The sequence below is a fragment of the Variovorax sp. OK605 genome, assembly GCF_900115445.1.
Lineage (GTDB): Bacteria > Pseudomonadota > Gammaproteobacteria > Burkholderiales > Burkholderiaceae_C > Variovorax.
In genome coordinates this window covers 1-15,543 of sequence record NZ_FOWL01000004.1, presented here as the reverse complement: position 1 = coordinate 15,543, position 15,543 = coordinate 1, and the positions used below count along the sequence as shown (strand labels likewise).

Sequence of the window (15,543 nt, the reverse complement as noted above, 5' to 3'; positions counted from 1 at the left end):
GGTCAGCTTTCGCTTTCTTTTTCGTAGATCGACAGCGACGAGCAGGCGCCGCACTTGCCGCAGCCGGCCTTGATGTCGGCCGAGCGCAGGCCCGCCGCCACCACGCGCTCGCCCAGCGGCGCCAGCAGCGACTTCATGAAGTCGGGCGTGGGCGCGGGGTGGTCTTCGAGCGGCGTGCCGCTGATCGGCACGAAGGGCACGACGAAGGGGTACACGCCGCGCGCCAGCAGCTGGTCGCAGGTGTCCAGAATCGCTTCGCGCGTGTCGCCCAGTCCGGCCAATATGTAGGTGCTGACCTGTCCGCGCCCGAACACGCCCACGGCCGCCTCGAAGGCGCTCATGTAGCGCGACACGGGCACGCTGGCCTTGCCCGGCATGATGCGTTCGCGCAGCTCGGGCGTGACCACTTCCAGGTGCATGCCCAGCGTGTCGATGCCGGCGGCCTTCATGCGGTGGAACCACTGGTCGTCGTCTGGCGGCTCGCACTGGCCCTGGATGGGAATGTCGACCGCCGCCTTGATGGCGAAGGCGCTCTCGCACAGCACGGCCGCGCCGCGGTCGGTGGCGTTGGGCGTGCCGGTGGTCATCACCATGTGCTTCACGCCGTCGAGCAGCACGGCGGCGCGCGCCACCTCGGCCAGCTGCTCGGGCGTCTTGCGCGCCACGGTGCGCCCGGCCGCGAGCGACTGGCCGATTGCGCAGAACTTGCAGCTCTTCTTGCGGCTCTCGTAGCGGATGCAGGTCTGCAGCACGGTGGTGGCGAGCACGTCGCTGCCGTGCAGCGTGGCAATGTGCGAGTAGGGCACGCCGTCGAAGGTCTGCATGGCGTAGAAGCGCGGCTGCTTCGGAAAGCTGATGCTCGCAATGGGAATGCTGCCGCGCATCACGCGGCTCATGCCGTGCGCGTCGGGCGCTTCGGCGGTGAAGGGCGAGTGCCACGCGGTGGAGGTGTGCACCGGCACCATGATCGTGTGGCCGTCGACCGTCACGGCCTTGTGGTCGGACGGGCCCGCGCCGCCGCGCCGGCTCGACACACCGGCCGACGGGTCAACCAGCCGCAACCCGAAGGACTGGAGCTCGGTCATCAGCTGCCGGCTCGCGGGTGGCATCGTTGTCGTGGTGGTCATGGTCGGTGCTCCGTGGTGTAAGCGGTGAGGTGTGGGGTTGCGTGAGGTGCATCGGCACGGTGGTCTGCGCCGGCCGGTCGTTGATGGCGAGCGACAGCAGTTCGGGCCGCGCGTAGTGGCCGACCGAATCCATCATTCGCTTGCGCTTGGCGATGAGTGCCATGTCGAGGTCGGCCACTACCATGCCTTCGCCCTCGGTGAGCGGCGGCGCGAGGTGCTTGCCCTCGGGCGACACGATGGCCGTGTGGCAGCCGCCGCGCAGCGCCTTCTGCAGTTGGGCGTCGGGCGTGACGCTGCGGATCTGCTCGTCGCTGAGCCAGCCGGTGGCGTTCACCACGAAGCAGCCCGACTCCAGCGCGTGGTGGCGGATGGTCACTTCCATCTGCTCCGCGAAGATCGGCCCGACCAGCGAGCCGGGAAACTGCGCGCAATGGATCTCTTCGTGCTGCGCCATCAGGGCGTAGCGCGCGAGCGGGTTGTAGTGCTCCCAGCAGGCCAGCGCGCCGACGCGGCCGACGGCGGTGTCGACCACCTTCAGGCCCGCGCCGTCGCCCATGCCCCAGACCATGCGCTCGTGGTACGTGGGCGTGATCTTGCGGCGCTTGAGCGCGAGCGTGCCGTCGGCGTCGAACACCAGCTGCGTGTTGTAGAGGCTGCCGTGGTCGCGCTCGTTCACGCCGAGCACCACCACCATGTGGCGCGCGCGGGCCCGCTCGGCCACCGCCTGCGTGACGGGGCCGGGCACCACCACCGCGCGCTCCGCCAGCCGCAGGTGCGGCGCACCCTGCAGCACCGGCGGCAGCACGAAGCTGAAGTAGGGGTAGTAGGGCACGAAGGTCTCGGGGAAGACCGCGAGCTGCGCGCCCTTGGCTGCGGCCTCGTCGATGGCGCTGCACACCCGCTCGAGCGTGCCGTCGGGGCGGTCGAAGTCGGGCGCGATCTGGATCGCCGCGGCACGCACGATGCGGGGTGGGGAAGCCATCGCTCGTGCCGCCTTACAGGGTCCAGGTGTCGAGGATGACGGCGCCGGCCTTCTTGTGCAGCAGCACGATGTCCAGCACGTCGAGCGGGTTGATCGGCTTGATGCCCTCGATCAGCGCGCCTTCGCCGTGGCCGTACAGCGCCTGCAGCGCGAAGCGGCAGGCGTAGACCTTGCCGCCTTCTTCCATGAACTTGACGATCTGCTTGTTGAAGTTCTGGTGGCCCGGGAAGGCCTCGTCGCCCAGCGTGGGAAAGCCGCGCTGCACGCCCAGCGTCACGCCGGGGCCGTACAGCAGCACGGAGGTCTCGTAGCCCTTGCGGCGCAGGCGCGTGGCCTGCAGCAGGTTGACGAAGCCGATCGAGCCTTCGAAGGCCACGGTGTGGAAGGTGACGAGCGCCTTCTCGCCGGGCTCGGCCTTGACGTCCTCGAACACCTTCTCTTCGTAGTCGACAAGGAACTCGCCTTTTTCGTTGCGGGGGCGGGTGACTTTGGGCATGGGGTACTCCGGTTGGGGTGGTGGGTACGCAGGTCTTGCGTGCCTTTCTCTTCGCAGGCGATGTGCCAGCGCCGGGCGGCGGGCGTGCGATCAAGTCGCGATCAATGCGCAGCGGTGCGGGCTGCGTGGCGATAAAAATTCTTCGGGCACCCGGAATCGCGGCCATGCAGGTCGCCGGCCACGTCGGTTTCGCACCGTGACGACGCACGCGGCATGCGATCAATGCACCCGATAAATGGCGTTGATCGCACCTGATCGAAGCATTCACTCCCTCTGGCACGGGCGTGATTCCTGCGTGTTGATCGGCATGCCGATGCAATCAATGGATGCGATCAACTTCGCCGGGAACGCCTCATGACCACGATCACCGCCCACTGGCGCAAGCAGCTGCGCACCACCGCCAAGCCGGCCTACCTGCTGCTGGCCGACCTGATCGCCGACGACATCAAGACCGGCCGCCTGGGCGTGCGCGACCGCCTGCCCACGCTGCGCGAGCTGGCCACCGACCTGGAACTGAACTACACGACCGTGGCGCGCGGCTATGCCGAGGCGCGCAAGCGCGGGCTGATCGACTCGCGCGCGGGCACCGGCACCTTCATTCGCTCGGGCAGCCCGAGCCTGCGGCTGCGCGGCGGCAGCGGTGCCGAGATGACGATGAACATGCCGCCCGAGCCCGACGACGAGCACCTGATGGCGCGGCTGCACGACAGCGCCAGCCGGGCCTTCGCGCAGCTCGACTTTCACGACCTGCTGCGCTACCAGGACTTCGGCGGCACCGTGCACGACCGCGAGGTGGCCATGCAGTGGTTGCGGCCCTTCGTGCCCCACGCGAGCGTCGACCGCATCCTGGTGTGCCCCGGCATCCATGCCGTGCTGACCGCGCTGTTCTCGCAGCTGGCGCGCCCGGGCGAGCTGGTGTGCGTGGAGTCGCTCACCTACCCGGGCGTGAAGGCCATCGCGGCGCAGCTGGGCGTGCAGCTGCATGCGCTGCAGATGGACGACGACGGGCCCATTGCCGACGCCTTCGAGCACGCCTGCAAGACGCTCAAGCCCAAGGCGCTGTACTGCAACCCGACGCTGCTGAACCCGACGGCGGCCACCGTGTCGCGGGCGCGGCGCGAGGCGCTGGCCGACGTGGCGCTGCGCTACGCGGTGCCGATCATCGAGGACGACGCCTACGGCATGCTGCCGCGCCAGGCGCCCGCGTCGCTGGCCACGCTGGCGCCGGGGCTCACCTACTACGTGAGCGGTTTCTCGAAGTGTTTCGGCGCGGGGCTGCGCAGCGCCTATGTGTGTTCACCGACGGTGGTGCAGTCGCAGCGGCTGGCCGGCGCGATGCGCGCGACCACGGTGATGGCCTCGCCGATCACCAATGCGCTGACCACGCTGTGGGTGGAAGACGGCACCACCGAGGCCATGCTGCAGGCGGTGCGCGCGGAGTCGGTGGCGCGCCAGCTGCTGGCCATGCGCTACCTGGGCGACAGCGGCCTGCAGGCGCACCCCGAGGGCTTTCATGCATGGCTGCCGCTCACGCCGGGCTGGAGCCCGGTGGAGTTCGCCTCTTACCTGCGCACGCAGAACGTGGGCGTGGTGGCCAGCGCCGCGTTTTCCACCGACGGCGACCCGCCCGACGCGGTGCGCATCTGCCTGGGCGGGCCGATGTCGCGCGAGCAGTGCGACCAGGCGCTGAGGCTCATCGCGGACACGCTGGCGCATCCGCTGCACCCGCACGCGACGCTGCGCTGAGTCGGGTGCGAGGGGGAGGGGGAGGGCGCTTCAGCGCTTGGCGAACACGCCGTTCCAGGCGAACACCGAGTTCGGCGCGTTCACATGGCGCAGGCTCGCGGTCGGGCGCAGGGCCGGTTCCTTCTTGCGCACGGGCTCTTCGTCGACGCGCACGCCCTTGGCCAGCTGGTCGTCGACCAGGCTTTGCAGGGTGACGGAGCCGAGGAACTCCATCACGTGGTGCTTGGCGGAGGCCCAGAGGGCTTCGGTGGAGTAGCAGCCGATCTCGGCGGTGCTTTCGCGCCGGGCCGCCTTCGCGACGGCCGGGGCCTCGGTTCTGGTTTCGGTTTCCGGCTCGGCCGGGGCCTGGCCGTCCACCGAGGCCAGGATGTCCGCCACGGTGATCTCGGAGGCCTTGCGGGTCAGCGTGTAGCCGCCGCCCGGGCCGCGCGTGGCCTTGATGAGGGCGTGCTGGCGCAGCTTGCTGAAAAGCAGCTCGAGCGACGAGCGCGCGATGTGCTGGCGCTTGCTGATCGACGCCAGGGGCACGGGGCCGTCCCGCTCGCGCAGCGCGACATCGATCATGGCGGTCAGGGCGAAGCCGCCCTTCGTCGTCAGACGCATGGAGTGTTCCTCGTGAATGTGCATTGCGGGGCAATGCCGGGTGAAGGGCTGCCCGGCGGCTGGCGCGGGGCAGGTAGCCGGTGTGAGTGTCCGAAAGGTCGCCAAAAGTTTCCGGCGCGGTTTTCGGCGGGTTTTCGACATTGGCGGCCGTACAGGGCAAAAAGGGCGTTGCAAGGCCCTCGGAAGGGGCCGGAACGAAATTTATTGTTGAAAAAGTACGCGCGGATACACAGCGATACGGTGCGCCGGCGCGATCCGTACCCCCGCCGTGAAGATCCGGGCCGCCAGTCGCTCGCGGCTGCATCGATTTCCCTCTTTCAACCTCGCACCCCCGATTCGCAAGGAGCCTCCCATGTCTGCCCCAGTCCACATGCCCCGCCGCTCGTTTCTCGGCACCGCGGCCATCGGCGTCGCGGCCGCTCAGTTCGCCGCCGTCCTTCCCGCCTTCGCCCAGTCCACCGGCACTCGCAGCACAGGCCCGCTCAAGCGCCTGGAGCCGCTGAAGACCATCGACGCCGGCGTGCTCAACGTGGGCTACTTCGAGGCCGGCCCCGCCGACGGCGCGCCGGTGATCCTGCTGCACGGCTGGCCGTACGACATCCACACCTACGCCGACGTGGCGCCGCTGCTTGCCGCGGCGGGCTTTCGCGTGATCGTTCCGTACCTGCGCGGCTACGGCGCCACGCGCTTCCTTTCGGCCGACACCCCGCGCAACGGCCAGCAGGCGGCGATTGCCGTGGACATGATCGCGCTGATGGACGCGCTGAAGATCCAGACCGCCACCATCGCCGGCTGCGACTGGGGCGCGCGCACCGCCTGCATCATGGCGGCGCTGTGGCCCCAGCGCGTGAAGGCGCTGGTGTCGGTCAGCGGCTACCTCATCGGCAGCCAGGAGGCCGGCAAGGTTCCGCTGCCGCCGCAAGCCGAGCTGCAGTGGTGGTACCAGTACTACTTTGCGACCGAGCGCGGCCGCGCCGGGTACGAGAAGAACCGCCACGACTTCGCCAAGCTGATCTGGCAGCTCGCATCGCCGAAGTGGAACTTCGATGCCGCCACCTTCGACCGCAGCGCCGTGGCGTTCGAGAACCCCGACCACGTGGCCATCACGGTGCACAACTACCGCTGGCGCCTGGGCCTGGCCGAGGGCGAGGCGAAGTACCAAGAGTTGGAGAACCGGCTGGCCAAGGCACCGGTGATCACGGTGCCGACGATCACGCTGGAAGGCGACGCCAACGGCGCGCCGCACCCGGAACCGAGCGCCTACGCGAAGAAGTTTTCGGGCCCGTACGAGCACCGTTTGGCCAGCGGCGGCATCGGGCACAACCTGCCGCAGGAAGCGCCGGAGGCCTTCGCGGCCGCGGTGGTGGACGTGGCGCGGCGCTGAAGGAGAGAACGAGAGAAGGACAGAAAGAGAGAGCGGGGGCGAGCCTTCCGGGAGAATCGGCGCATCTCTCCGGAAGGCTTGTCTTGACCTCTTTCAGCTTCGATCCCACCCGCTTCGACGCGGCCATCGTCGACCTCGACGGCACGATGGTCGACACGCTCGGCGACTTCGCCGAGGCCCTGAACCGCATGCTGCGCGACCTGGCGCTGCCGCCCGTGGCGCCCGCCGCCATCGAGCTGATGGTGGGCAAGGGCTCGGAGCACCTGATTCATTCGGCGCTGGTGCACGTGATGGCGCCGTCGGAGGGCGCGGGTGCCGAGGCAAAGACCCGCGCGCTGTTCGACCGCGCCTGGGAGCGGTACCAGCACCACTACCTGGCCATCAACGGGCAGCACTCCGCGGTGTATGCAGGCGTGGCCGAGGGGCTGAAGGCGTTGCGCGCGAGGGGCCTGCGGCTGGCCTGCCTCACCAACAAGCCGGGCTCGTTCGCCACGCCGCTGCTGGCCGCGAAGGGGCTCGACGGTTTCTTCGAATTCGTGTTCGGCGGCGACGCCTTCGAGCGCAAGAAGCCCGACCCGCTGCCGCTCCTGAAGACCTGCGAGGCGCTGGGCACGTCACCGGCGCGCACGCTGATGATCGGCGACTCCAGCAACGACGCGCGTGCCGCGCGCGCGGCCGGCTGCCCGGTGGTGCTCGTGAGCTACGGCTACAACCACGGCGAGCCGGTGCGCGGGGTGGACGCGGACGGCTTCGTGGATTCGCTGGCCGAGCTGGCCTGACTGGCCTGACTGGCCTGACTGGCCTGACTGACGCAGGCCGCCTGGGCTTTCAGGCGCTCACTGCTTTCCCAGCAGCGCGTCCTTCAGTTTCCAGTCGGCCGGGGTCGGTCCGAGCCAGATGCGCAGCAGCGCGTTGAAGAAGGCCGGTTCCTTCACCGGGTCGGGCTGCGGCACGCCGCGCACGGTGATGAGCGTGCCGGTGCCCGGCAGCCAGTCGATGGTGAAGGTGTCGCCGGTCTTCAGCTGCTTCTGGTCGGCGAACATCTGGCCCATGCGCAGCAGGCCGGGAATGAGGTTGAGCATTTCGCTCTTGGGCGAGTTTTCTTCCACGCCCTTGGTGAAGAGCTTGCCCAGCTCGTTGGCGTCGATGTCGCGCAGCATCGTGATCGCCACGCGCTTGGGGCCCGGCGCGGCCAGTGCTTCCTCGGGTGTCGACACCTTCTGGCCGACGTACAGGCCGGCCGTGTAGACCTTGAAGATGGCCTTGTAGCGCACGCCCGCGCCGTTCAGTTGCAAGGCGGTGCCGCGCAGGTCCATGCGGTCTTCGAGCTTGACGCCGGCCACGTCGACGGTCGCGGCGGAGGCGCCGAGGGCGGTGGCGAGGCAGGCCAGGAGGCCGAGACGGACGCACGCGGCCGAGAGCGATAGAGCGGGCAGAGCAGGCACTGGGTGTCTCCTTGGAATTTGCGAACGGTCGTGCGAATGTATCTTTTCGTTTTACGCACGGACCATCGGGGGAACCCTGAAGAACGCCGTTGGCAGCCGTATTGCACGCGTTCGGCGTTTTCGTGGGCTAAACTCCGCGCTCCATGTTCGTTCATCACATCATTCAAACAGGTGAAGGCAGCCGGGGAGCCTGGCCCTGGCGTCGCCATACATCGCTGACTGTTTGATTGCACGGCGCACGCCGTGCGCCCGAGGTTCCGAGTCGACACACCCACCGACGCCGGACCACCCGTGAATGACCTTGCCACCGGCCAAAGGAGCGCCGGCAGGCAATTGGAGAACGAATCCGTGATCACCGAACTTGAATTCAAGAGCCTCAGCGCCCAGGGCTACAACCGTATTCCGCTGATGGCCGAGGCCTTTGCCGACCTCGAGACGCCCCTTTCCCTCTACCTCAAGCTGGCCCATTCGCAGGGCGGCGGCAAGCACAGCTTCCTGCTCGAATCGGTGGTGGGCGGCGAGCGCTTTGGGCGCTACAGCTTCATCGGCCTGCCTGCCCGCACGCTGCTGCGTGCCTCGGGCTTCGGCGCCGAAGCCGCCACCGAAGTGGTGACCGACGGCGTCGTCGTCGAGACCCACAAGGGCAATCCGCTGGACTTCGTCGCCGAGTACCAGAAGCGCTTCAAGGTCGCGCTGCGGCCGGGCCTGCCGCGGTTCTGCGGCGGCCTTGCGGGCTACTTCGGCTACGACACCGTGCGCCACATCGAGCGCAAGCTCGAACACAGCTGCCCGCCCGACACGCTGCGCTGCCCCGACATCCTGCTGCTGCAGTGCGAGGAACTGGCGGTCATCGACAACCTGTCGGGCAAGCTGTACCTCATCGTCTATGCCGATCCGAAGCAGCCCGAGGCCTATGCCGTGGGCAAGCGCCGCCTGCGCGAGCTGAAGGACAAGCTCAAGTACTCGGTGAGCGCGCCCATCGTGAAGCCCACGCAGGCGCACCCGCCCGAGCGCAGCTTCGCCAAGGGCGACTACCTCGCGGCCGTGGAGCGCGCCAAGGAAATGATTGCCGCGGGCGACTTCATGCAGGTGCAGGTGGGCCAGCGCATCAGCAAGCGCTACACCGAGTCGCCGCTGTCGCTGTACCGCGCGCTGCGTTCGCTGAACCCCTCGCCCTACATGTACTACTACAACCTGGGCGACTTCCACGTGGTGGGCGCCTCGCCCGAGATCCTGGTGCGCCAGGAGAACACGGGCGACGGCGAGCAGAAGATCACCATCCGCCCGCTGGCCGGCACGCGCCCGCGCGGCGCGTCGATCGAGCTCGACAAGGCGGCCGAGGCGGAACTCATCAGCGACCCGAAGGAGCGCGCCGAGCACGTGATGCTGATCGACCTGGCGCGCAACGACATCGGGCGCATCGCCAAGACCGGCACCGTGAAGGTGACCGAGGCCTTCGCGGTGGAGCGCTACAGCCACGTGATGCACATCGTGAGCAACGTCGAAGGCACGCTGAAGGACGGCATGACCGCCATCGACGTGCTGAAGGCCACCTTCCCGGCCGGCACGCTGACCGGTGCGCCCAAGGTGCATGCGATGGAGCTCATCGACCAGCTGGAGCCCACCAAGCGCGGCATCTACGGCGGCGCCTGCGGCTACATCAGCTATGCGGGCGACATGGACGTGGCCATTGCCATCCGCACCGGCATCGTGAAGGACCAGATGCTGCACGTGCAGGCCGCGGCCGGCGTGGTGGCCGACTCGGTGCCCGAGCTGGAGTGGAAGGAAACAGAAGCCAAGGCGCGCGCGCTGCTGCGTGCCGCCGAACTGGTCGAGGAAGGCCTGGAGTGAACATGAGCACCGCACCCGATATTCAGAACGACTTCTCGCACGAGATCATCGGCGCGGCCGTCGAAGTGCAGCGCGTGCTCGGCACGGGGCTCGACGAAGCAGCCTACGCCGCGGCGCTGGCCATCGAGCTGGCCGAGCGCGAGATCGGCTTCACGCGCGACGTGGCGCTGTCGGCCAGCTACAAGGGCCGCTCGCTGGGCGAGGTATACCGCGCGGGCTTCGTGATCGAGCAGTCGGTCATCGTCGAGCTCAAGGCGGTCGACGTGCTGACCGACCTGCACCGCGCGCAGGTGCTGGCCGCGCTGCGGCTGTCCGGCCTCAAGCTGGGCCTGTTGATCAACTTCAACGTGTTCCCCGTCGTGAAGGGCGTGCACCGGATTGTGAGCAAGCCATGAAACTGCTGATGATCGACAACTACGACAGCTTCACCTACAACATCGTCCAGTACTTCGGCGAGCTGGGTGCGGATGTGCAGGTGCACCGCAACGACGAGATCACGGTGGCGCAGATCGGCGAGCTGATCGCCTCCGGCGTCACGCGGCTGGTGGTGTCGCCGGGGCCGTGCTCGCCGGCGGAGGCGGGCGTGTCGGTGGCGGCCATCGAGGCCTTCGCGGGCAAGCTGCCCATCCTGGGTGTGTGCCTCGGCCACCAGGCCATCGGCGCGGCCTTCGGCGGCAAGATCGTGCGCGCGCAACAGCTCATGCACGGCAAGACCAGCGAGATCACGACCACGCAGGAGGGCGTGTTCGCGGGCCTGCCGCAGCGCTTTACCGTCAACCGTTACCACTCGCTCTCGATCGAGCGCGAGAGCTGCCCCAAGGCCCTGGCTGTCACCGCCTGGACCGACGACGGCGAGATCATGGGGGTGCGGCACACCGGGTTCGCGCACGACGTGCGCATCGAAGGCGTGCAGTTCCACCCCGAATCGATCCTCACCGAGCACGGCCACGCCATGCTCAAGAACTTCCTGGACTAGCTCACCATGACCGACCGCCTCTCCCTCGTCGACCTGCGCAGCGACACCGTCACGCAACCCACGCCCGCGATGCGCGAGGCCATGATGGCGGCGCCGCTGGGCGACGACGTCTTCGGCACCGACCCGAGCGTGAACGCGCTGCAGGAAAAGATCGCGGCCATGCTGGGCTTCGAGGCCGCCATGTTCGTGCCCACCGGCACGCAGAGCAACCTGTGCGCGATCCTGTCGCACTGCGGGCGCGGCGACGAGTACATCGTCGGCCAGCAAGCGCACAGCTACCGCTGGGAAGGCGGCGGCGCGGCGGTGTTCGGCAGCGTGCAGCCGCAGCCGCTGGACCATGCGCCCGACGGCACCTTGCCGCTTGCGCAGATCGAGGCGTCCATCAAGCCCGACGACGCGCACTTTGCGCGCACTCGCCTGCTCGCGCTGGAGAACACGCTGGGCGGCAAGCTGCTGCCTTTCGCGTACGTGCAGGCCGCGACCGACCTGGCCAAGGGCAAGGGCCTGCAGCGGCACCTGGACGGGGCTCGCCTCTTCAATGCGGCCACCGCGCAGGCGGCGCTGGACAAGCGCAGCGACATCCGCGCCGAAGCGCGCCGCATCGCGCAGTGCTTCGACAGCGTGTCGGTGTGCTTCAGCAAGGGCCTGGGCGCGCCGGTCGGCTCGGCGCTGGTGGGTTCGCGCGAGTTCATCGCGCGCGCGCACCGCATCCGCAAGATGGCGGGCGGCGGCATGCGCCAGGCCGGCCTGCTGGCGGCGGCTGCGTCGCATGCGCTCGATCACCACGTCGATCGCCTGGCCGACGACCACGCGCTCGCGCAGCGGCTGGCACAGGGGCTCGAAGGCATCGAAGGCCTGACGGTCGAGGCGCCGCACACGAACATCGTGTTCGCCGATCTCACGGGCGCCGCGCAGGCGCGTTCTTCGGAACTGATCGCAAGCCTCAACCAGCAGGGCATCCTGGCGACCGGGCTGTACCGGCTGCGCTTCGTGACCCACCTCGATGTCGATGCCGCCGGCGTCGATCGGGCTGTTGCCGCGATCCGCGCCTTCTTCAAGTCCTGAACGCCGCGAGGACGCGATGCCTGATCTTCCCCATCTGCTCGCTTTCATCGCCGCCGGCTGGCTGCTGAACCTCACGCCCGGGCCCGACGTGCTGTACGTCGTGACGAACTCGCTGCGCAGCGGCGTGCGCGCCGGCATCGTCGCGGGGCTGGGCATCACGGCCGGTTGCTTCGTCCACATCTTCGCGGCCGCGGTCGGCGTCGGCACGCTGATGGCCACGTCGGCGGCGGCCTTCACGGTGCTCAAGTACATCGGCGCGGCCTACCTGCTGTACCTGGGCGTGCGCATGGTGCTGTCGCGACCGGCGCCGCCCGCCGATTTGGGCGAGGCCGCCGGCGAGCGCAGCCTCCAGGCGATCTTTCTCGGCGGCTTCTGGACCAATGTGCTGAACCCCAAGGTCGCGCTGTTCTTCCTGGCCTTCGTGCCGCAGTTCATCGCAGCCGGCACCGATCACACGGCCCTGTACTTCGTGTTGCTGGGTGTGCTGTTCAACCTCAACGCCATTCCCGTCAACGTCGGCTGGGCCCTGGCCGCCGGATGGATGGCGCGGCGCGGCGCCGTGCGCAAGGGCATGCACTGGCTCGACCGCGCAGCCGGCGTTCTTTTCATCGGCTTCGGCCTCAAGCTCGCGTTCACCGACGCGCCCGCCGTTCGCATCGGCCGCTGATCCACTTTTCGAGGAGACCTCTCTCATGATCACCCCCCAGGAAGCGCTGCAGCGCACCATCGAACACCGCGAAGTCTTCCACGACGAGATGCTGCACATCGTGCGCCTCATCATGAGCGGCGAGTGCTCGCCGGTGATGATGGCCGCGCTGATCACCGGCCTGCGCGTGAAGAAGGAAACCATCGGCGAGATCACCGCCGCCGCGCAGGTGATGCGCGAGGTGTCGACCAAGGTGCCGGTGAAGGACACCACGCACCTGGTGGACATCGTCGGCACCGGTGGCGACGGCTCGCACACCTTCAACATCTCGACCTGCTCGATGTTCGTCGCGGCCGCGGCGGGCGCCAAGGTGAGCAAGCATGGCGGGCGCAGCGTGTCGAGCAAGTCGGGCAGTGCCGACGTGCTGGAGTCGCTGGGCATCAACATCAATCTGAAGCCCGAGCAGATCGCGCGCTCCATCGAAGAGTGCGGTATCGGCTTCATGTTCGCGCCGAACCACCATCCGGCCATGAAGAACGTGGCGCCGGTGCGCAAGGAACTCGGCATCAAGACGATCTTCAACATCCTCGGCCCGCTGACCAACCCGGCCGGCGCGCCGAACATCCTGATGGGCGTGTTCCACGCCGACCTCGTGGGCATCCAGGTACGTGCGTTGCAGCGCCTTGGCGCCGAGCATGCGATGGTGGTCTACGGGCGCGACGGCATGGACGAGATCTCGCTCGGCGCGGCCACCATGGTGGGCGAGCTGAAGGACGGCGAGATCCGCGAGTACGAACTGCACCCCGAGGACTTCGGCTTCCAGATGTCGAGCAACCGCACGCTGCGCGTGGAGACGCCCGAGCAGTCGAAGGCGATGCTGCTGGGGGTGCTCGACAATCAGGCCGGCCCGGCGCTCGACATCGTGCTGCTGAACGCCGGCGCGGCGCTGTATGCGGCCAACGTGGTCGACTCGGTGGCGGCGGGCGTGGAGCGCTCGCGCAGCGCCGTCGCATCGGGTGCCGCGAAAGCCAAGCTGGCGGAGCTGGTCAAGGCCTCCTCCACCGTCTGAGTCCAAGCAAAAGAAACACCAGAAGTTATGTCCGACATCCTCGACAAGATCGTTGCCGTCAAGCGCCAGGAAGTGGCCGCGGCCCTGAAGCGCGCACCGCTCGAAGCCGTTCGCTTCGACGCCGAAAGCCGTGTGCTGACGCGCGACTTCGAAGCCGCGCTGCGCGCCAAGATCGCCGCCGGCCACGCCGCGGTGATCGCCGAAGTGAAGAAGGCCAGCCCGAGCAAGGGCGTGCTGCGCGAAGACTTCATTCCCGCCGACATTGCGCAGAGCTATGCCGAGGGCGACGGCACCGTCAGCGCGGCCTGCCTCTCGGTGCTGACCGACAAGCAGTTCTTCCAGGGCGGCGTGGACTACCTGAAGCAGGCGCGTGCGTCGTGCGACCTGCCGGTGCTGCGCAAGGACTTCATCATCGATGCGTACCAGGTGTACGAGTCGCGCGCGATGGGCGCCGATGCGATCCTGCTGATCGCCGCCTGCCTCGACGACGCGCAGATGAAGGACTACGAAGCCATTGCACGCGGCCTGGGCATGGCGGTGCTGGTGGAGGTGCACGACGCGGCCGAGCTCGACCGCGCGCTGAAGCTGAAGACGGCGCTGATCGGCGTGAACAACCGCAACCTGCGCAACTTCGAGGTGTCGATCCAGGCGACCATCGACCTGCTGCCGAAGCTGCCTTCGGACCGCTTGCCGGTGACCGAGTCGGGCATCGGCACGCGCGAGGACGTGGCCACATTGCGCGCGGCGGGCGTCAACGCCTTCCTGGTCGGCGAGGCGTTCATGCGCGCCAAGGAACCCGGCGAGGCCCTCGCTGCGTTGTTCCAATGAGCCGGCCCGATCAGCTGTCGAGCAGCGATCCTGCCGACTGGCCGGTGGCGCCGGGCTGGCAACCGCTGGTCGACGAGTTCTTCGGCAGTGCTGTGGGCGGGAAGCTGCAGGGCTTTCTGCGCGAACGCCTCGATGCCGGTGCGGTGATCTTTCCGCCGCAGCCGTTGCGTGCGCTCGAACTGACGCCGCCTGAAGACGTGCGCGTGGTGATCCTGGGGCAGGACCCGTATCACGGGCGTGGGCAGGCGGAGGGGCTGGCGTTCTCGGTGGCGCCCGGCGTGGCCCTGCCGCCGTCGCTGCGCAACATCTTCAAGGAGTTGCAGCGCGACCTCGGCGAAGCGCCGCCGCCGTTCCCGAATCCGGGCGGCAGCCTCGTGAAGTGGGCGACCCATGGCGTGCTGCTGCTCAACACCTGCCTGACGGTCGAGGAAGCCCAGCCGGCCAGCCACGCCGGCAAGGGCTGGGAAGTGCTGACGGATGCGGTGATTCGCCATGTTTCGGGCGGCGCGAAACCTGTTGTTTTTATGCTATGGGGTTCTCATGCCCAAAGTAAGCGTGCGTTGATCGATATTGAGCGCCATAAGGTGCTGATGTCGAATCATCCGTCGCCGCTTTCCGCGTTGCGCCCGCCGGTTCCGTTCATCGGATGCGGACATTTCGGAGAAGCGCGTGCTTGGCGGGAGGCTCGGCGAAACGAGGGCTGAAGTTGTTGGATAATCGGAGGATTCGCTCCTCGAGCAGTTTTCCCGCATCTTTGTGATGCACGGATTTCTGAGTAGTCACAAAAACGTGCTATATTTCGAGGTTCGCCGGAGAGGTGGCCGAGTGGTTAATGGCAGCAGACTGTAAATCTGCCCTCTTACGAGTACGCTGGTTCGAATCCAGCCCTCTCCACCAGCGATGAATTTGGTTTCTAAGAGCGATTGGATCTAGCGCTTTGGGTGCCTTGAAGTGCCCCCGATGCGGGAGTAGTTCAATGGTAGAACCCCAGCCTTCCAAGCTGATGACGCGGGTTCGATTCCCGTCTCCCGCTCCAGAGACTCGGTTCGTTGTTGAGGCGATGTGAATACGTAACTTTGTTACAAAAGCCCTTTTGGCTCAGTGGTAGAGCACTCCCTTGGTAAGGGAGAGGTCGCGGGTCCGATTCCCGCAAAGGGCACCAGTTTTTGGGGGTTGCAAATGCAGCATTGCAGCCCATCTGCATACGTTGAAAACGTTTTTTTCGGAGTCGAAAAATGGCAAAAGGTAAGTTCACCCGTACCAAGCCCCACGTCAACGTGGGCACGATCGGTCACGTCGACCATGGCAAGACCACGCTGACGGCT

The 15,543-nt window shown here is 67.6% G+C and carries 17 protein-coding genes and 3 tRNA genes; 15 read left to right on the top strand and 5 right to left on the bottom strand.

Annotated elements, in window-relative coordinates; all coding sequences use genetic code 11:
* Positions 1 to 2: 2 nt before the first annotated feature.
* From BM013_RS11720 to BM013_RS11710, 3 genes are read right to left on the bottom strand one after another with little or no spacing between them, the layout of a single operon-like run.
* A complete protein-coding gene (locus BM013_RS11720) occupies positions 3 to 1,085 on the bottom strand; it encodes an MSMEG_0568 family radical SAM protein (protein WP_093126914.1) in 1,083 nt (360 codons plus the stop codon).
* A complete protein-coding gene (locus BM013_RS11715; RefSeq protein WP_093126911.1) occupies positions 1,048 to 2,109 on the bottom strand; it encodes a Nit6803 family nitrilase in 1,062 nt (353 codons plus the stop codon). The genes BM013_RS11720 and BM013_RS11715 overlap by 38 nt, the downstream gene beginning before the upstream one ends.
* 13 nt (positions 2,110 to 2,122) lie before the next feature.
* Entirely contained in the window at positions 2,123 to 2,605 is a 483-nt protein-coding gene (locus tag BM013_RS11710) for an MSMEG_0572/Sll0783 family nitrogen starvation response protein (protein WP_093126909.1), read from the bottom strand.
* A 354-nt stretch (positions 2,606 to 2,959) separates the two neighbouring features.
* Here BM013_RS11710 and BM013_RS11705 point away from each other — a divergent pair, with 354 nt between their 5' ends.
* A complete protein-coding gene (locus BM013_RS11705) occupies positions 2,960 to 4,351 on the top strand; it encodes an aminotransferase-like domain-containing protein (protein ID WP_093126906.1) in 1,392 nt (463 codons plus the stop codon).
* A 30-nt stretch (positions 4,352 to 4,381) separates the two neighbouring features.
* Here BM013_RS11705 and BM013_RS11700 read toward each other — a convergent pair whose 3' ends face one another.
* The gene (locus tag BM013_RS11700) at positions 4,382 to 4,954 is read right to left on the bottom strand and encodes an Rrf2 family transcriptional regulator (RefSeq protein ID WP_093126904.1); all 573 of its coding nucleotides are present in this window, start codon (positions 4,952 to 4,954) and stop codon (positions 4,382 to 4,384) included.
* Positions 4,955 to 5,306: 352 nt separating this feature from the next.
* Between BM013_RS11700 and BM013_RS11695 the strand changes: the two genes are divergently transcribed.
* Both BM013_RS11695 and gph read left to right on the top strand, forming a co-directional pair.
* Positions 5,307 to 6,338: an alpha/beta fold hydrolase gene (locus BM013_RS11695; RefSeq protein ID WP_093126902.1), complete on the top strand. Its 1,032-nt coding sequence runs from the start codon at positions 5,307 to 5,309 to the stop codon at positions 6,336 to 6,338.
* An 83-nt stretch (positions 6,339 to 6,421) separates the two neighbouring features.
* Positions 6,422 to 7,117: a phosphoglycolate phosphatase gene (gph, locus tag BM013_RS11690; RefSeq protein ID WP_093126900.1), complete on the top strand. Its 696-nt coding sequence runs from the start codon at positions 6,422 to 6,424 to the stop codon at positions 7,115 to 7,117.
* A gap of 57 nt (positions 7,118 to 7,174) precedes the next feature.
* Here the strand turns inward: gph and BM013_RS11685 are convergent, their stop codons facing one another.
* Positions 7,175 to 7,783: a chalcone isomerase family protein gene (locus BM013_RS11685; protein ID WP_371271203.1), complete on the bottom strand. Its 609-nt coding sequence runs from the start codon at positions 7,781 to 7,783 to the stop codon at positions 7,175 to 7,177.
* A gap of 348 nt (positions 7,784 to 8,131) precedes the next feature.
* On the opposite strand from BM013_RS11685, the gene trpE reads away from it, so the two are divergent.
* The 12 genes from trpE to BM013_RS11625 form a co-directional block, all read left to right on the top strand.
* The gene (trpE, locus tag BM013_RS11680) at positions 8,132 to 9,634 is read left to right on the top strand and encodes an anthranilate synthase component I (RefSeq protein WP_093128063.1); all 1,503 of its coding nucleotides are present in this window, start codon (positions 8,132 to 8,134) and stop codon (positions 9,632 to 9,634) included.
* Positions 9,635 to 9,636: 2 nt separating this feature from the next.
* The gene (locus BM013_RS11675) at positions 9,637 to 10,029 is read left to right on the top strand and encodes a GxxExxY protein (protein WP_093126897.1); all 393 of its coding nucleotides are present in this window, start codon (positions 9,637 to 9,639) and stop codon (positions 10,027 to 10,029) included.
* Positions 10,026 to 10,610, top strand: coding sequence for an anthranilate synthase component II (locus BM013_RS11670; RefSeq protein WP_093126895.1), 585 nt, complete (start codon positions 10,026 to 10,028; stop codon positions 10,608 to 10,610). The genes BM013_RS11675 and BM013_RS11670 overlap by 4 nt, the downstream gene beginning before the upstream one ends.
* A gap of 6 nt (positions 10,611 to 10,616) precedes the next feature.
* Positions 10,617 to 11,675, top strand: a complete 1,059-nt coding sequence (gene ltaE / locus BM013_RS11665; RefSeq protein ID WP_093126892.1) for a low-specificity L-threonine aldolase — start codon at positions 10,617 to 10,619, stop codon at positions 11,673 to 11,675.
* A gap of 16 nt (positions 11,676 to 11,691) precedes the next feature.
* Positions 11,692 to 12,342 carry a LysE family translocator gene (locus BM013_RS11660; protein ID WP_093126890.1) on the top strand — a complete coding sequence of 217 codons (651 nt, stop codon included), beginning with the start codon at positions 11,692 to 11,694 and terminating at the stop codon, positions 12,340 to 12,342.
* Positions 12,343 to 12,367: 25 nt separating this feature from the next.
* Entirely contained in the window at positions 12,368 to 13,390 is a 1,023-nt protein-coding gene (gene trpD, locus BM013_RS11655; protein ID WP_093126887.1) for an anthranilate phosphoribosyltransferase, read from the top strand.
* 27 nt (positions 13,391 to 13,417) lie between these two features.
* Complete coding sequence (gene trpC / locus BM013_RS11650; RefSeq protein WP_093126885.1) at positions 13,418 to 14,218, top strand: indole-3-glycerol phosphate synthase TrpC; 801 nt, start codon at positions 13,418 to 13,420, stop codon at positions 14,216 to 14,218.
* Positions 14,215 to 14,922, top strand: coding sequence for a uracil-DNA glycosylase (locus tag BM013_RS11645; RefSeq protein WP_093126883.1), 708 nt, complete (start codon positions 14,215 to 14,217; stop codon positions 14,920 to 14,922). The genes trpC and BM013_RS11645 overlap by 4 nt, the downstream gene beginning before the upstream one ends.
* 107 nt (positions 14,923 to 15,029) lie before the next feature.
* Positions 15,030 to 15,115: transfer RNA gene (locus tag BM013_RS11640), tRNA-Tyr, on the top strand.
* A gap of 65 nt (positions 15,116 to 15,180) precedes the next feature.
* Positions 15,181 to 15,254, top strand: a tRNA-Gly gene (locus BM013_RS11635).
* Between the two features lie 51 nt (positions 15,255 to 15,305).
* Positions 15,306 to 15,380 (top strand) — tRNA-Thr (locus BM013_RS11630).
* A gap of 73 nt (positions 15,381 to 15,453) precedes the next feature.
* Positions 15,454 to 15,543, top strand: a 90-nt coding sequence (locus BM013_RS11625) for a GTP-binding protein (protein ID WP_038111923.1), incomplete at its 3' end; no start/stop codon positions are given.

What these genes read in the sequence shown, in the direction of transcription:
- BM013_RS11720 (WP_093126914.1), bottom strand. Translation starts at nt 1,085, where the DNA reads ATGACCGAGCTCCAGTCCTTCGGGTTGCGGCTGGTTGACCCGTCGGCC.
- BM013_RS11715 (WP_093126911.1), bottom strand. Translation starts at nt 2,109, where the DNA reads ATGGCTTCCCCACCCCGCATCGTGCGTGCCGCGGCGATCCAGATCGCG.
- BM013_RS11710 (WP_093126909.1), bottom strand. Translation starts at nt 2,605, where the DNA reads ATGCCCAAAGTCACCCGCCCCCGCAACGAAAAAGGCGAGTTCCTTGTC.
- BM013_RS11705 (WP_093126906.1), top strand. Translation starts at nt 2,960, where the DNA reads ATGACCACGATCACCGCCCACTGGCGCAAGCAGCTGCGCACCACCGCC.
- BM013_RS11700 (WP_093126904.1), bottom strand. Translation starts at nt 4,954, where the DNA reads ATGCGTCTGACGACGAAGGGCGGCTTCGCCCTGACCGCCATGATCGAT.
- BM013_RS11695 (WP_093126902.1), top strand. Translation starts at nt 5,307, where the DNA reads ATGTCTGCCCCAGTCCACATGCCCCGCCGCTCGTTTCTCGGCACCGCG.
- BM013_RS11675 (WP_093126897.1), top strand. Translation starts at nt 9,637, where the DNA reads ATGAGCACCGCACCCGATATTCAGAACGACTTCTCGCACGAGATCATC.
- BM013_RS11670 (WP_093126895.1), top strand. Translation starts at nt 10,026, where the DNA reads ATGAAACTGCTGATGATCGACAACTACGACAGCTTCACCTACAACATC.
- ltaE (WP_093126892.1), top strand. Translation starts at nt 10,617, where the DNA reads ATGACCGACCGCCTCTCCCTCGTCGACCTGCGCAGCGACACCGTCACG.
- BM013_RS11660 (WP_093126890.1), top strand. Translation starts at nt 11,692, where the DNA reads ATGCCTGATCTTCCCCATCTGCTCGCTTTCATCGCCGCCGGCTGGCTG.
- trpD (WP_093126887.1), top strand. Translation starts at nt 12,368, where the DNA reads ATGATCACCCCCCAGGAAGCGCTGCAGCGCACCATCGAACACCGCGAA.
- trpC (WP_093126885.1), top strand. Translation starts at nt 13,418, where the DNA reads ATGTCCGACATCCTCGACAAGATCGTTGCCGTCAAGCGCCAGGAAGTG.
- BM013_RS11645 (WP_093126883.1), top strand. Translation starts at nt 14,215, where the DNA reads ATGAGCCGGCCCGATCAGCTGTCGAGCAGCGATCCTGCCGACTGGCCG.